The following is a 14252-nucleotide window of genomic DNA, read 5'->3' as shown; positions in this document are numbered from 1 at the left end:
TTTTAGTATTTATGACCAATTGTACGAAATTACAATCCAATATTACTCTGCTGTAATTTTTAAACAACATTAAATGAATCCATAAAAAATCTAAAACAATTGATCTTTGTATAAAGCATATAATATGTAGCATCGATTATTGAAGTACACAAAAGCAAAAATAAAATGCCTCTTCCAAAATAAAACAAAGGTACGTATTATGTAACAGGTAAAAGCGAACTTCATTAAAGTGAATAACATAATTCAGATTATTACTCAGGATTTAAAGACTTTTATGAATATAAAGCGTGAATATCAGTGCGATATATTAGTAATAGGTAGCGGAGCGGCTGGCTTATCGCTAGCTTTACGCGTCGCCGAACATAGCCAGGTGATTGTATTAAGTAAAGGACAACTCAACGAAGGAGCAACCTATTATGCACAGGGAGGGATTGCTGCAGTATTTGATGAATCAGACAGCATCAGCTCTCATGTCCAAGACACACAAGTTGCTGGGGCTGGTATTTGTGATAAAAACGTTGTAGAATTTATTGCTAATAATGCAAAAAGATGTGTTCAGTGGCTGATTGATTCTGGAGTGCCCTTTGATCGTGAAGAAAATGATAGTGATGAGTCGCCCCGTTATCACCTCACACAAGAAGGTGGACATAGTCACCGTAGAATTCTACATACAGCTGATGCTACAGGTATAGCAATACAAACCTCTCTCCAAAATAATGCCCATAATCATCCAAACATCACCATATTAGAACGACGTAATACACTCGATCTCATTACCGAAGATAAAATAGGTGGAAAAAAAAACAAAGTTATTGGCGCATATGTTTGGAATCGCAGTGATAAATACGTAGAGAGTATTTGTACAAAGTTTGTTGTATTGGCGACTGGTGGTGCGTCGAAAGTATACCAATATACCTCAAATCCTGATGTTTCTTCAGGTGATGGTATTGCCATGGCATGGCGTGCAGGCTGTCGAGTAGCTAATTTAGAATTCAACCAATTTCATCCAACTTGCTTATTCCATCCTAAAGCGAGAAACTTTTTATTAACCGAAGCATTACGAGGGGAAGGAGCCTATTTAAAGCGTCGAGATGGCACGCGTTTTATGCAAGATTTCGATGAACGTGCTGAATTGGCACCCAGAGATATAGTAGCTCGTGCTATTGATTTTGAAATGAAACGTTTAGGCGAAGACTGCATGTACTTAGATATTAGCCATAAATCCGCTAATTTTATCGAAAAGTATTTTCCAACTATTTGTGCATATCTCCAAAATCTCTGTATTGATATGACTAAAGAACCCATACCTATTGTTCCAGCTGCACATTATACTTGTGGTGGCGTGATGGTTAACCAACAAGGTCAGACTGATTTAGCTCAACTATATGCTATTGGAGAAGTTAGTTACACTGGACTACACGGTGCAAATAGAATAGCCTCTAATTCCCTGCTTGAATGCGTAGTTTTCGCTTGGTCTGCGTCAAAAGATATTATCAGTAAGCTACGAGAAATAAAGCTACCAGCAAGATTACCCCAATGGGATGAAAGCCAAGTAAGTTATTCAGATGAGGAAGTCGTCATACAACATAATTGGCATGAACTTCGCCTATTCATGTGGGACTATATGGGCATTGTTCGCACCAATAAACGTCTCGAGCGTGCACTACGGCGAATTCGGCTCCTTCAACAAGAAATCCATGAGTATTATAGCTATTTCCAAGTATCGAACAATTTGCTTGAATTACGCAATTTACTTCAGGTAGCTGAACTTATGGTCCTTTGCGCCATGCAACGTAAAGAAAGTCGAGGACTGCACTATACGCTCGATTATCCAAAACTATCAGAAAATAGCGGGCCTACTATTCTAGTACCAAAAAAAGAAAGATTTTAAAATATTAATTTTGTTTAGTGTTCTCACATTGAATTTAGGGTATTTTGCTCAGATTATACTTGACAATTTTATCTACGATCGAAGCATAACTGCAATTTTTACTGCGATCATATCTCACAATCCAAGTAAACAAGTCGGGATCAGCGCACTGTAGCAAGGAAATAAAATTTCGTTTCTCATCATTCTCCAAGTTCTCAAAACACTCTTCGAAAAACGGCATGATCAGTACATCAAGTTCGAGCATACCGCGACGACATGCCCACTTAATGCGAGCTTTTTCCTTTGCGTTATACATCCTATCCTCTGACAATTCTAGTATCTTTCCATTTACTCCAACTCGATCATAATTATACATTGATTGAGATCTATATTCAAAAAATAATCAAAAGAAGTGCATGTTTAGACTTCAGGAAGTCTAGCATAAACACAGGTTTTATCCTTAATATGATTAGGTAGTCACTTATGGACTGGAAAAACACATTTTATCCGCTAGCAATTACGACAAAGAGCGAGCTTTCACCACTGATTGTTAGCTATCTTCTCTCTTGGGGTTTGGTAACCGTTGTTGGCAGCAACAAAAAATCGTATCTGCAAGGACAAATTACTTGTGACATATTAAGTTTAAAAGATAGCGAATCAACATTGGGGGCATATTGCAATGCAAAAGGTAAAGTATGGAGCGTGTTTCGTTTATTTTATCATAATGATGGTTACGCAATGTTTCAACCTATATCAGCAATTGAAACTACATTGAAAGAAATGCGCAAATATTCTATTTTCTATAAACTGCAAATAAAGCAAAGCACAGACGTTGCTCTAGGAGTTATCGGTAAACAAGCCCAAGAATTTATTGATTCTATTTCTCAAGATCGTACTAGTGTTAGGATGATTAAAGGAGGAACAGGCATAAAAATAGATGATGAACGCTGGTTATTGTTACTAGATGAAGCGTCAGCTTCATCATTGCTTTCTGGTACCAATTGCGTTAAAGCTACGGAATCAATTTGGACACGTTTTGATATTGAATCAGGGCTCCCTATTATAAAAAAAAATCAACAAAACACCTATACCCCTCAGGAAATAAATTTAGACTTATTGAATGGAATTAGCTTCACCAAAGGTTGTTACGCAGGGCAAGAAGCAATTGCTAAAGCCAAATATCGTGGTGTAAATAAGCGGGCAATGTTCATTGTTAGAGGTACTACAGAACGACCATTAAGTAAACAAAGAGACACTACCTTAGATCGTGCAGTAGGTAAAAATTGGCGTAATGCAGGTCAACTTTTAGAAAGCTACCAATTTGCAGACAACCATGCAATTGGCTTATTAGTCACATCTAAAAAACTTGAAGAAAATAACAAGTTTCGGTTAACTGAACAGCCTAACCACATTTGGCATATCACTCCATCGCCTTACTATACTTAATTTAAAACCTATGTTACAACCAGCCATCTGACATAATGACAAAACAAAAACCCCACTACTTGCATCAGTAGTGTTGTAACGGCGTGTATTGTCAAATGACATTATTACCGAAATTTCTTTTTGCCAAGTTGGGAAGGTTACCTTTCAATCCTAAAGCTCGTTTTATAAAACCATCTTTTAAATAAGGTAACTGATCAATAAATCTCATACCCATACCTCTAACAAATCTCTTTGTGGAATTATCCCCATCAAATAAATACTTCAAACCTTGCATCATAATAATCACTTTTATAGCCTCCGTCTTTCTCCAGCGCTCATAATTGCGTAAATTTCGTTTACTCCCAAAATCTTCTCCTCTTTCCCAGAACGCCAAAATCTCCTGAGCTAAGCTAGCAGCTCCCAATAAACCAATATTTCCTTCCTGACCTAGAAGTGAATTCATAGTATGAGCAGCATCCCCTACTAATACCGCACGATTGACCGCAAAATCTCTGGAATAATGCATCTTTAGTGGAAAAAGCAGACGTTTACCCATTACTTGACATAGGCCTAGACGATTATCAAACTCTGCAGTTAAGTACTTGTTAAACTCGCTTTCAGACATGCAGACCAATTCCTCCGCATATCCGGATTCTATCGACCAAATGATAGAACTTGTATACTCATCCGACATAGGCAAAAACGCTAAGGAACCCTGCTGCGTAAATATTTGACGAACTATAGCCTGGTGTCTATCTTGAGTAAAAACATTCGCTGTAATAGTACTGTAACCATAGTCCCAATATGTCAATGGAATTTCCAACTGATCACGTACCCAAGAATTAGCACCATCAGCTCCTATTACTAATTTAGTTGCAAGCATCTCACCATTATCTAACGTAATCCATACTTCGTTCTGACCAATAATCATCTTAGAACATGTTGCCGGCGTTAAAAGAAAAACGTTGGATTGTTGTTTAACGTGTTCAAGCAAAGCAACTTGAATAACTCTATTTTCTACTATACGACCCATACTGTTCTGAAGCAATGCATCAGCACTAAATCCAATAGAGGCAAAACTATCTTGTTCCCATATTTCCATTGAAGAATATGAAGAAATACAATTCTGAGCAATACGCCACCACACACCTAAATTTTTCAAAATAGTTTCGCTAGAATGATTAAGTATAGATACCCGAACATCACATAGTTCATCAACTGTACCTTCTGTTTTCTTTTTTTCAATAACTGCGACCTGAAGGCTTGAATGCTTGAGTGCAGCTGACAATGCCAAACCCACTATACCACTACCAACAACAGCGATATCAATGCGTTGAATCATTATGATTTTTCCTCTTAAACGAAATTTAATGTCTGATTATACCTAATGTGTGACGCAATAAAGGAACTTTGAGAATAAACATATTATCCATAGCAAACAAACCCAAATTTCTTCCAATTTTTTTAAGCAAGCAATCATTTGAAAACAAATGCACCAAACCCGAAGTCAATCGGATTGTCCTATCTCTATCTAAATTTCGACGATTTTTAAACGCAACCAAAGTATCATAGCTCCCTATACCACTAGGTGCTGAAGCTACTACCTCTTCGGCTAAACTGGCGATATCACGAATACCTAAATTAAAACCCTGTCCTACAATGGGGTGCAATGTTTGAGCAGCGTTGCCTACAACTACAAAACGATGAGCAATATTTCTCTTTCGATATCGTAGCAATAGAGGATAGGAAATCCGTTTTCCAACTTTCAATAATTTGCCTAAATACCAACTAAATTCTTTTTGCAACTCATTCAGAAAATTTTCATCATCATAAGACATTACTTTTTCTGCTAATCGGGATGACAAACACCAAACTAAAGAGAAACAATTACCTTTGATAGGCAGCAAAGCAACCGAACCAGACTGCGTGAAACGCTCAAAAGCTCTACCTTCATGCGACTTACTAGTAATAATATTCGCTACCACCGCTACCTGTTTAAAATCATGCTCTTTAAATTCTAAACCAATTTGCTTACAACAGATAGAAGCAGTACCATCAGCACCAACCAATAATTTCGATTGCAACTTTTCACCACTGAGTAAACTGATGTTAGAGTGCTTCCTTGTTTGCTTTATTTCAACAACCGACTCTGGACAAAACAACTGCACGTTATAAGCTTTTTTTAGTAAATTGTCGTAAGTTCTGGCTACATCAGTAAGATTGATTACACAACCTAAAACATCCAAATTAAGCTCATTAACACAAATATTCATTGAACCAGGATGAGAACGATCAGAAACATGCACATAATTGATTGGTGTTATCATAGAACTTATTGGTTGCCAAAGTTGAAACCTTTTTAAAATCCCTAAAGTACCGTACGAAAGAGCAATAAAACGAGAATCAAGATCTAAGGAAAATCGCCGATCACTTTGAATGGACTCAATAACCGCGAGAGATAATTTACCTCTGCTTAACTGATTGAGCATTAAGGCTAATGTTGTACCAATCATTCCAGCGCCAACAACAACTACATCAAATCGCTTCATGTAAAGTAACTCTCCAAGCAGTTTATAAATTGCCATAATCCAAAAATTGTTAAAGTATCATCTAATCTTATTTTCATGATCAAAATACAGCGCTCTTACTCAAAATCATATGCAGAATTCTAACATTTCGATTAATGACCAAAGAAGGCATTTTATAAAATTAAAAATGATTTTAACATCAATTTATCCCACAACCTACGTTTTGAATCTCTAATTTAATAACTAATACCTTGAGAAAACTTGAATGTTATTGGAGGTTTTTCTATAGTCTCGGATTGAGCAGTTATATTGTGAATATATATCTTTTAAATAGTGCGAACAGAGTTCATTCATCATGAGTAGCCAAGCGGTAAACGTTGAAATTTTAGGAAAACTGACTCGAGTAAACTGTCCACTAGGACAAGAGGAGTCCCTTATTGAAGCCGCGAAATATTTAGATAATCGTTTAAAAGAAATGACAGCAAGAACTAAAATCACTAACGAAGTGCAGTTGCTGATTTTCACGGCTCTCAATATTTCTTACGAACTACAGACTAAAAATAGAGCTGAAAAAGATCAGCAAAACTTGATTAAAAAACGAATGAAATTATTATCTGAATCAATAGAGGATGCGCTGTGTAAAGTAAAATCTGGACAGCAACAATAACTTTACATGATTCTCTCTCGCCAAAATTTTAGGAAACAGATTCGAGAAAAGCGTAATAGACTCTGTAAAGATGAGCAACATCAAGCAAGTCTTAGCTTATCTCTTCGTTTTTCCACTTTGCCTGAACTCCTGATCTGTCAGCATATTGCATTGTATATTTCAAGCGATGGTGAGATAGATACTAAACCTCTCATAGAACGACTATGGAAACAAGGAAAACAAACCTATCTTCCTGTTATACATCCCTTTTCAAAAGGTTGTTTGCTATTTTTACATTATGATTCGAATACAAGTATCAAGCAAAATACATATGGAATTTTTGAACCAGAATTAAATAAAACATGCATTAAACCTATAAGTCAAATAGATCTTATCTGTACTCCATTAGTAGGTTTTGACTCTCTTGGATATAGACTGGGAATGGGAGGAGGTTATTATGATCGAACATTAAAAGAGTGGTTCATAACAGGAGTTGGAGCTATACCAATTGGACTTGCATATGACTTCCAACACGTTGATCAACTTCCAATAAAATCGTGGGACATCCCACTGCCCAAAATAGTGACACCAACTCAAATCTGGCAATGGTAATTTTAGCATTATTCCGCTACAATCGGGCCATCTAAGTTGTTAATTCACTTTTTAATTATCACTTAGCTTTAGTAAATACTTTAGGAAATCAGTATGACTCAAGATGAAATGAAAAAAGCAGCGAGTTGGGCTGCTCTGAAATATGTCAAAAAAGGTAGCATAGTTGGAGTTGGAAGCGGTTCTACAGTTAACCACTTTATTGAAGCTTTAGATTCAATCAAGGATAAAATTAAAGGGGTTGTAGCAAGCTCTGAAGCATCTTCTCAGAAATTAAAATCTTTAGAAATTGAAGTATTTGATTGTAACGATGTTCCTAAATTAGGTGTTTATGTTGATAGCGCAGATGAAATAAATCCAACATATGACATGATCAAAGGCGGTGGTGCTGCCCTTACTCGAGAAAAAATTGTCGCAGCCATTTCAGATAAATTTATCTGTATCATAGATAGCACAAAAGTGGTCGAGGTACTAGGCGCTTTCCCTCTTCCAGTTGAGGTAATTCCTATGGCACGTTCCTATGTTGCTCGTCAATTAACAAAACTTGGAGGAGATCCTGTATATCGTGAAGGTATATTCACTGATGATAACAATATCATTATTGATGTACATAATATGAAAATTACCAATGCGAAAATGCTGGAAGATAAAATTAACACTATCCCCGGTGTTGTAACAGTAGGCTTATTCGCTCGCCGCAGCGCAGATATAGTCATCACTGGCACTCCAAAGGGTACAGAATTAAAAAGCAAAGACTGCTTACTATCCTAAGAGTACAGAAACATATTGCTTTGTTGATAAAGAGTACACCGTATATACACGAAAGTTCCTTATCAAAAAATATTACTTAAAACTATACAAACTATTTACTTGCTAAAAGCTGCTAAAAATTAATGACTATTACTTATTTTTGTATTATTAATTTTTAAAAATGAGCACTGCATGTACATAATAACTCTAAATCAATTCAGGATAGTTAATAATATCTCGAGTAAATAAAGTCACTACTCTAATATATGATACATTATGCATATCTCTAAATTTTTCCTAGTGCTATGGTTGATATTCTAGATCTTGGTAATACCATCAGATATCCGATGCAATCAGATTGCACGCTTGCTTTTCAGAGATCAAGCTGCAATCTATACGATGAGGTATCATCACAATTAAAGAGATTAAGTGAACTTATCGTAACAATTTATTTCATCATATATGATTCACTCATGATTCGACTCAGAATATCTCGAACCAATTGAATTGGAATACCTAGTCTTTTTGCTTCAGCACAACAAGACGTAAGCACCATTGCTTCCCTCTCTGGAGCATAAATAGATAATCCATATCTATTTTTTACTGCCTTTATTTTCTTCACTAAAAAAAAGCGTTTTGAAAGTAAATACAGAATTTGTTGATCAATAACATCTATTTGATCACGTAATCTATTCAGTTCAACAGACATACAACTTTCTCTCTACTCAGTTTTATCAGATAATGTTTCCCCTAGTCTTGTTTATTAAGTAATTTTTTCTGGATTTGTAGCTCTTTTGGAACTTCGAAAAACATATCTTCCCTACATCCAAGTAAATTCTCAATAGAGGTTCCTCCTAAATCTTGAATACGATTCAAAATTTGTTTGACTAATTCTTCAGGGGCAGAAGCACCGGCTGTAACCCCAACTCTAAATTTATGCTCAAACCATTTTGATTGAATATCTTCCGGGCAGTCAACGAGATAACTAGGCGTCCCTAAATTTTCCGAAATTTCCTTCAAGCGAGTAGAATTAGAAGAATTTCTCGAACCAACAACAACTACTACATCCGTGCTATATGCAAGATCACGGACAGCATTTTGACGATTTTGAGTAGCATAGCAAATATTATTTTTTCGCGAACCCTGGATACGTGGGAACACACGGCGTAACTCATTAATTACATTTGTTGTTTCATCAACAGACAAGGTAGTTTGACTAACATAATGAAGATGATTCGGATCCTTCACTTTAACTCTGAGTACTTTTTCAACATCCTCAGGAACTTCTATTAGATACATACCACCAACTTCGCTGGAATATTGACCCATTGTACCTTTTACTTCAGGGTGTCCAGAATGACCAATCAATACCACTTCCATATCTTTATGGCTTGCACGTGCGACTTCCATATGCACTTTAGTTACCAACGGACAAGTAGCATCAAAAACTCTCAAAGCTCGATTTTTTGCTTCTTTGCGTACCGCTTGTGAAACACCATGGGCAGAAAAAACAACAATACTATTATCAGGAACTTCGATCAGTTCTTCAATAAATATAGCACCACGCTGTTTCAATCTGTCTACTACAAAACGATTGTGAACTACTTCGTGACGAACGTAAATTGGAGATTTGTATATTTCTAGCGCGCATTCAACAATACTGATGGCACGATCCACACCAGCGCAAAAACCACGCGGATTCGCTAACATAATTCTCATTAATACTACCTGCAATAAGGAGTTGGTATTCTATTAACAAAATAGCAATAATCAACACCTGTAAACATCTAAATGCTTAAAATAACCGCCGAGGGCTGAAAATCCTATCAGTAAATAAACTTTAGGAAGAATGCTGAAGCTTATAGTTAATTTTTATTTTTTTTATAAAAATTTTCAAAAATAACCATTGCTGTTCCAACACAAATAATTGCGTCAGCTAAATTAAATGCTGGCCAATGATAATTTCTCCAATATAAATAAAGATAATCAACAACAAAACCATAACAAATCCGATCAAATAAATTACCAAGTGCACCACCAATAATTAATGCATAGGCGATACTACTATACTTCTGTAGAACAAAAAATCTCATCCAATAAATCAGTATACCTATTATGATAAAAGTAATACTAACAAACAACCAACGCTGCCAACCGCTTTGATCACTTAAAAAACCAAAGGCAGCACCATAATTATGAACGTAAAGCAGACTGAAAAAGGGCAGAATTTCAACACGACCCAACCAGCCATAATTCATATTCTTCATAATTAAAAATTTAATAAAAATATCAAGAATAGATACAAGAACTGACAACCATAACCAAGGAACTCCAGACTGCCTTATCATTAACTTGCTCACATTAAGTCACCCTCTCTATAAACAAAAAAATTCAAACGGCTACAACACTTATTTCTGCATTTCATCAAAACTGTTGAAGTGTAATCAAACAGCTATTTTTTAAATTGACTCAACCAAAGCTTAGCAGCTTCAGCATCCAACTTAATTTGTTTTTTAAGTAAATCAAATGACTCAAATTTTTTCTCATCTCTAAGCTTATGTAAAAGAAATACTTCCAATTGACTACCATAAAAATTGGAATGAAAATTAAATAAATGTACTTCCAATTGCTGATTTACACCATTGACAGTCGGTCTTTGACCGATATTAGCTACTCCATCAAAACGTTGTTCACCAAAACCTAGAGCTTCTACAACATAGACACCAGAGAGAGGAGAAACACAACGTTTTAGTGGAATATTAGCTGTAGGATAACCAATAGTACGACCCAATTTTTTACCATGAGAAACACGCCCGCTAATGCTATACCGACGTCCAAGCATTCTATTGGCATCAGCCAGTCTACCGTTTGCTAATGCATTACGAATAGCGGTGCTACTCACACGAGAACCTTCAAAACACAAACTCTTAGTGCCCGCTACCTTAAAACCATACTTATCTCCCGCTGCTTTCAACAGAGAAAAATCGCCAGTACGACCTCTGCCAAAACAAAAATCGTCACCTAAAACCAGATATTTAACACCTAACTTAATAACCAATAATTCGCTAATAAACGCATCTGCTGATAAATTTGCAAAATAATTGTTAAATTTTAAACACAACAACCGAGTTGGTTTAAATTTACCTAATTGAATAAACTTATCTCTAAATCGTGTTAAACGAGGAGGTGATTGATATCTCGACAATAACTCCAAAGGTTGAGGCTCAAATGTCATTACAACGGAAGGTAGATTTAGAATTCTTGCTTGCTTAGACAATTTAGAGAGAACTCGTTGGTGTCCTAAATGAACACCATCAAAATTCCCTATCGTAAGCACGCAACCTCTGTGCTTGAGCTTAATATTGCAGATACCACGGATAAATTCCATTGGAAAAACCAAAATCCTATCTCTCTTGATTACTTCTACGCAACAGGTTACTAAATCAACTTTGATGTATTGTTATCCGCAAATCTTTCAAACGAATACCAAACCAAAATATAATCATTAAATACATTGAACTGCCTAATACTATTAATATTGCCAATTCTTCTAGCTGATGACCGAAACACCAAGTCAACCATAAGGAAACATCATCAAGTTGATACAATATTACTACTGCCATTAGACAACCGGCAATAACAAGTTTTCCAATGAAAACTATTGTTTTATAGGTTAATTGATAAACACCTTGAAGATGCAAACCTCTATATAAGAGAGACATATTAACGAAAGCAGACAAGGCAGTAGCTATTGCTAATCCTACGTAGCTATAAAAACAAACAAATACCGCGTTGAATACCATATTAGTTATCATAGCTATAATACCGCACTTAACTGGAGTCCTAGTGTCCTTACGGCTGTAGTAACCTGTCGCTAAAACTTTAATCAACATAAAATTTAGCAATCCAGAAGCATAAGCCAGCAGCGATGATGAAGCTTGATTAGCATCATTTGATGTAAATTCTCCTCGCACGAATAACACAATAAGTATTGGTTTGGCAAGTACCATCAATCCAAACATAGCAGGAACACCAAACAACGCTACTACTCGAATTCCCCAATCCATAGTATGAGCAAAATTTTCATTTTGAAGATTAACATGATTTTTTGATAAAGAGGGCAGTATCACTGTAGCAACAGCAATACCAAACAATCCTAATGGTAATTCAAGTAAACGATCGGAGTAGTATAGCCAACTAATTGCTCCTGTTGTTAAAAAACTAGCAATAAAAGTATCAAACAGCAGATTTATCTGACCTACTGATACACCAAATAAAGAGGGAATCATCAAGGTTCGAATTTTAATCATGCCAGGATCCTGCCATCCCCATTTAGGTTTAACAAGGATCTTAGCTCGAATGAGAAATGGAAACTGAAATAAAAACTGCACCAAACCACCAAGAAATACCCCAACAGCCAATCCAATCTCAGGTTCGCTTACATTTGGGGAAATAAAATATGCAGCGATTATAATCATAATATTGAGAAATACCGGAGTGAAAGAAGAGACAGCAAACCTTCCTATGCTATTAAGAACTGATCCAGATAGAGCAACAAAAGTAATAAACCACAGATAAGGAAAAGTAATTTTAAGTATCAAACTCGCTAGTTCAAATTTTTTTGATTCTGGACCGTTATTTAACCAATCTATAAACCAGCCAGCACCAAATAAAGCAGCTATAATCCCAGAGCCTAAAACTCCAAGTATTGTAACAACAGAGATAATTGCTCCCAGTGTTCCTGATATTATTGCAATAAATTCACGAGTTTGATTCATATCACCATTAGCATGATATTCACTTAAAACTGGTATAAAAGCTTGTGAAAAAGCCCCTTCAGCAAATAAACGCCGTAAAAAATTAGGAATCTTATTTGCGAAAAAAAACACATCTGCACTATCACTTGCGCCCATTAAGTTTGCTATTACTATATCGCGTAGTATTCCTAAGATGCGAGAAATTAAAGTCATCGCGCTAACTATTATTCCAGATTTAAAAAGGAATTTGTTCACATACACTCCACAAAAAATTTAAAGTCTCATTATTTTTAAACAAAAAAGAGATAACCAAGCCAATGTTAGATAAATATTAGCATTGATACAAAAATGCTGTTACAATTCGCTGGAGTTGCAGTTTAACAACTTTTATCATAAGAATTGGGTTGTTTTCATAAAATAGATCTAACAGAAGTAAAGACGTATTACTTCGATCGTTGCTAAAACTTTTGAGGGTTAGACCATTGACAAATAATAAATCTGCTAAAAAGCGTGCAATACAAGCTGAAAAGCACCGTCAGCATAATGCTAGCCGTCGTTCTATGATACGAACTAGTATAAAAAAAACCATCGCTGCCATTAATGCAAAAGATGAGCAAGCCGCTGTGAATGCTTTTTCGATGCTTGTGCCTCTTCTAGACCGCATGGCAACCAAAGGTCTTATTCACAAAAATAAGGCAGCCCGCCATAAATCTCGCTTCAGCACTGCAATCAGATCTTTAAAATCTAATTTTCAAAGGATAGAATAAGTTCTATAGATAGAACAGAACCCGCCTACCTAAAATAGTTTACAGGGAGAATGGGTATTTAATTGGCTCATGGCTTACATACCCATCAACCCAAAAATCATCTACTGTCACCCAGGTTTCCAAATCTCTTAGTGATTGAATCTTCGGATTCATATGGAAAACCGCCCTATTTAGAGGCCTGCGCTTAATCTGAACATCCCTCATGAGCTCTAGTTGATTTTCATAAATATGAGCGTTAACGATCTTGTGGTACGCTATTCCTGGTTTTTTTTTCGTGATCTTCGACATAACGGCTAGAAAAACATATACTTGTACCATATTAAAGGCTAAACCAAGTGGAACATCGCATGAACGTTGGGTACTGTTCAAGTACAATGTGTGATCCAATAAAGAAAAATGATGACTATACACGCAAGGCTTTAAACAACCCATATGTAACTCACCGGGATTATAAAAATTCAATATTTCGCTACGATCGTCAAACCCCATACTCAAATGCTCTACTATTTTATGCAATTGATCAACATAACCGCCACCATATTTAAACCATGAACGTCCTTGCACACCATAAACTCGTCCCATGTGATCTAAACCTTTACGATAAGGATTGTCCAACCAATCTTGATTTAAATTCGCATTCGCATCCCAAGTTTTCGTACCCAATTTACGAAAATCCTTTGCATTATCATAACCACGAATATAACCAAGCAACTCAGCAACTGCGGACTTCCAAAAAATCTTTCGAGTAGTGATAAGAGGAAATTGATTTCTGCTTACATCATAACTAAGATCAGAATTTATTACAGTAAGACAACGTTTACCAGTGCGGGTATTTTCAACCCAAACACCATAATCAATAATACGCTGACAAAGATCTAAATACTGCTTCACATTCTCCTA

The 14252-nt window shown here is 36.0% G+C and carries 15 protein-coding genes; 6 read left to right on the top strand and 9 right to left on the bottom strand.

From position 1 onward, the window contains the following. Positions 1–274 precede the first annotated feature (274 nt). Positions 275–1891 (top strand): L-aspartate oxidase, encoded by a 1617-nt coding sequence (nadB, locus tag CF67_RS04225; protein WP_034414838.1) that lies wholly within the window; start codon positions 275–277, stop codon positions 1889–1891. A 34-nt stretch (positions 1892–1925) separates the two neighbouring features. On the opposite strand, the gene CF67_RS04220 is transcribed toward nadB, so the two are convergent. Next, entirely contained in the window at positions 1926–2186 is a 261-nt protein-coding gene (locus CF67_RS04220) for an FAD assembly factor SdhE (protein WP_034414857.1), read from the bottom strand. A 167-nt stretch (positions 2187–2353) separates the two neighbouring features. On the opposite strand from CF67_RS04220, the gene ygfZ reads away from it, so the two are divergent. Beyond that, complete coding sequence (gene ygfZ / locus CF67_RS04215; RefSeq protein WP_034414835.1) at positions 2354–3316, top strand: tRNA-modifying protein YgfZ; 963 nt, start codon at positions 2354–2356, stop codon at positions 3314–3316. A gap of 91 nt (positions 3317–3407) precedes the next feature. Here ygfZ and CF67_RS04210 read toward each other — a convergent pair whose 3' ends face one another. Both CF67_RS04210 and ubiH read right to left on the bottom strand, forming a co-directional pair. Next, complete coding sequence (locus tag CF67_RS04210; RefSeq protein WP_034414833.1) at positions 3408–4637, bottom strand: FAD-dependent monooxygenase; 1230 nt, start codon at positions 4635–4637, stop codon at positions 3408–3410. A 25-nt stretch (positions 4638–4662) separates the two neighbouring features. Continuing rightward, positions 4663–5844, bottom strand: a complete 1182-nt coding sequence (gene ubiH, locus CF67_RS04205) for a 2-octaprenyl-6-methoxyphenyl hydroxylase (protein WP_034414831.1) — start codon at positions 5842–5844, stop codon at positions 4663–4665. Positions 5845–6178: 334 nt separating this feature from the next. On the opposite strand from ubiH, the gene CF67_RS04200 reads away from it, so the two are divergent. The 3 genes from CF67_RS04200 (at position 6179) to rpiA (ending at position 7849) form a co-directional block, all read left to right on the top strand. Continuing rightward, positions 6179–6490, top strand: coding sequence for a cell division protein ZapA (locus CF67_RS04200; RefSeq protein ID WP_034414828.1), 312 nt, complete (start codon positions 6179–6181; stop codon positions 6488–6490). Between the two features lie 6 nt (positions 6491–6496). After that, positions 6497–7081, top strand: coding sequence for a 5-formyltetrahydrofolate cyclo-ligase (locus CF67_RS04195; RefSeq protein WP_034414826.1), 585 nt, complete (start codon positions 6497–6499; stop codon positions 7079–7081). A gap of 93 nt (positions 7082–7174) precedes the next feature. Further along, positions 7175–7849: a ribose-5-phosphate isomerase RpiA gene (rpiA, locus tag CF67_RS04190; RefSeq protein WP_034414825.1), complete on the top strand. Its 675-nt coding sequence runs from the start codon at positions 7175–7177 to the stop codon at positions 7847–7849. A gap of 427 nt (positions 7850–8276) precedes the next feature. Here rpiA and CF67_RS04185 read toward each other — a convergent pair whose 3' ends face one another. From CF67_RS04185 to murJ, 5 genes are all read right to left on the bottom strand, one after another. Further along, entirely contained in the window at positions 8277–8537 is a 261-nt protein-coding gene (locus CF67_RS04185; RefSeq protein WP_034414823.1) for a chorismate mutase, read from the bottom strand. Between the two features lie 41 nt (positions 8538–8578). Then, positions 8579–9547: a 4-hydroxy-3-methylbut-2-enyl diphosphate reductase gene (ispH, locus tag CF67_RS04180; RefSeq protein WP_034414820.1), complete on the bottom strand. Its 969-nt coding sequence runs from the start codon at positions 9545–9547 to the stop codon at positions 8579–8581. A 146-nt stretch (positions 9548–9693) separates the two neighbouring features. Beyond that, positions 9694–10176, bottom strand: coding sequence for a signal peptidase II (lspA, locus tag CF67_RS04175; protein ID WP_034414818.1), 483 nt, complete (start codon positions 10174–10176; stop codon positions 9694–9696). A 104-nt stretch (positions 10177–10280) separates the two neighbouring features. Then, entirely contained in the window at positions 10281–11216 is a 936-nt protein-coding gene (gene ribF, locus CF67_RS04170) for a bifunctional riboflavin kinase/FAD synthetase (RefSeq protein WP_034414815.1), read from the bottom strand. A gap of 55 nt (positions 11217–11271) precedes the next feature. Further along, positions 11272–12840, bottom strand: coding sequence for a murein biosynthesis integral membrane protein MurJ (gene murJ / locus CF67_RS04165; protein ID WP_034414812.1), 1569 nt, complete (start codon positions 12838–12840; stop codon positions 11272–11274). A 227-nt stretch (positions 12841–13067) separates the two neighbouring features. Between murJ and rpsT the strand changes: the two genes are divergently transcribed. Beyond that, positions 13068–13352: a 30S ribosomal protein S20 gene (gene rpsT / locus CF67_RS04160; RefSeq protein ID WP_034414809.1), complete on the top strand. Its 285-nt coding sequence runs from the start codon at positions 13068–13070 to the stop codon at positions 13350–13352. A gap of 39 nt (positions 13353–13391) precedes the next feature. Here the strand turns inward: rpsT and CF67_RS04155 are convergent, their stop codons facing one another. Further along, complete coding sequence (locus CF67_RS04155; RefSeq protein WP_034414808.1) at positions 13392–14243, bottom strand: thymidylate synthase; 852 nt, start codon at positions 14241–14243, stop codon at positions 13392–13394. Positions 14244–14252: the final 9 nt, after the last annotated feature.

The sequence above is a fragment of the Candidatus Photodesmus blepharonis genome (assembly GCF_000731795.2).
GTDB lineage: Bacteria > Pseudomonadota > Gammaproteobacteria > Enterobacterales > Vibrionaceae > Vibrio > Vibrio blepharonis.
This window is presented reverse-complemented; position numbering and strand designations above follow the sequence as displayed.

Excerpts from the sequence above, each read along its gene's own strand:
- nadB (WP_034414838.1), top strand. The coding sequence starts at position 275 with ATGAATATAAAGCGTGAATATCAGTGCGATATATTAGTAATAGGTAGC.
- CF67_RS04220 (WP_034414857.1), bottom strand. The coding sequence starts at position 2,186 with ATGTATAACGCAAAGGAAAAAGCTCGCATTAAGTGGGCATGTCGTCGC.
- ygfZ (WP_034414835.1), top strand. The coding sequence starts at position 2,354 with ATGGACTGGAAAAACACATTTTATCCGCTAGCAATTACGACAAAGAGC.
- CF67_RS04210 (WP_034414833.1), bottom strand. The coding sequence starts at position 4,637 with ATGATTCAACGCATTGATATCGCTGTTGTTGGTAGTGGTATAGTGGGT.
- ubiH (WP_034414831.1), bottom strand. The coding sequence starts at position 5,844 with ATGAAGCGATTTGATGTAGTTGTTGTTGGCGCTGGAATGATTGGTACA.
- CF67_RS04200 (WP_034414828.1), top strand. The coding sequence starts at position 6,179 with ATGAGTAGCCAAGCGGTAAACGTTGAAATTTTAGGAAAACTGACTCGA.
- CF67_RS04195 (WP_034414826.1), top strand. The coding sequence starts at position 6,497 with ATGATTCTCTCTCGCCAAAATTTTAGGAAACAGATTCGAGAAAAGCGT.
- rpiA (WP_034414825.1), top strand. The coding sequence starts at position 7,175 with ATGACTCAAGATGAAATGAAAAAAGCAGCGAGTTGGGCTGCTCTGAAA.
- CF67_RS04185 (WP_034414823.1), bottom strand. The coding sequence starts at position 8,537 with ATGTCTGTTGAACTGAATAGATTACGTGATCAAATAGATGTTATTGAT.
- ispH (WP_034414820.1), bottom strand. The coding sequence starts at position 9,547 with ATGAGAATTATGTTAGCGAATCCGCGTGGTTTTTGCGCTGGTGTGGAT.
- lspA (WP_034414818.1), bottom strand. The coding sequence starts at position 10,176 with ATGATAAGGCAGTCTGGAGTTCCTTGGTTATGGTTGTCAGTTCTTGTA.
- ribF (WP_034414815.1), bottom strand. The coding sequence starts at position 11,216 with ATGGAATTTATCCGTGGTATCTGCAATATTAAGCTCAAGCACAGAGGT.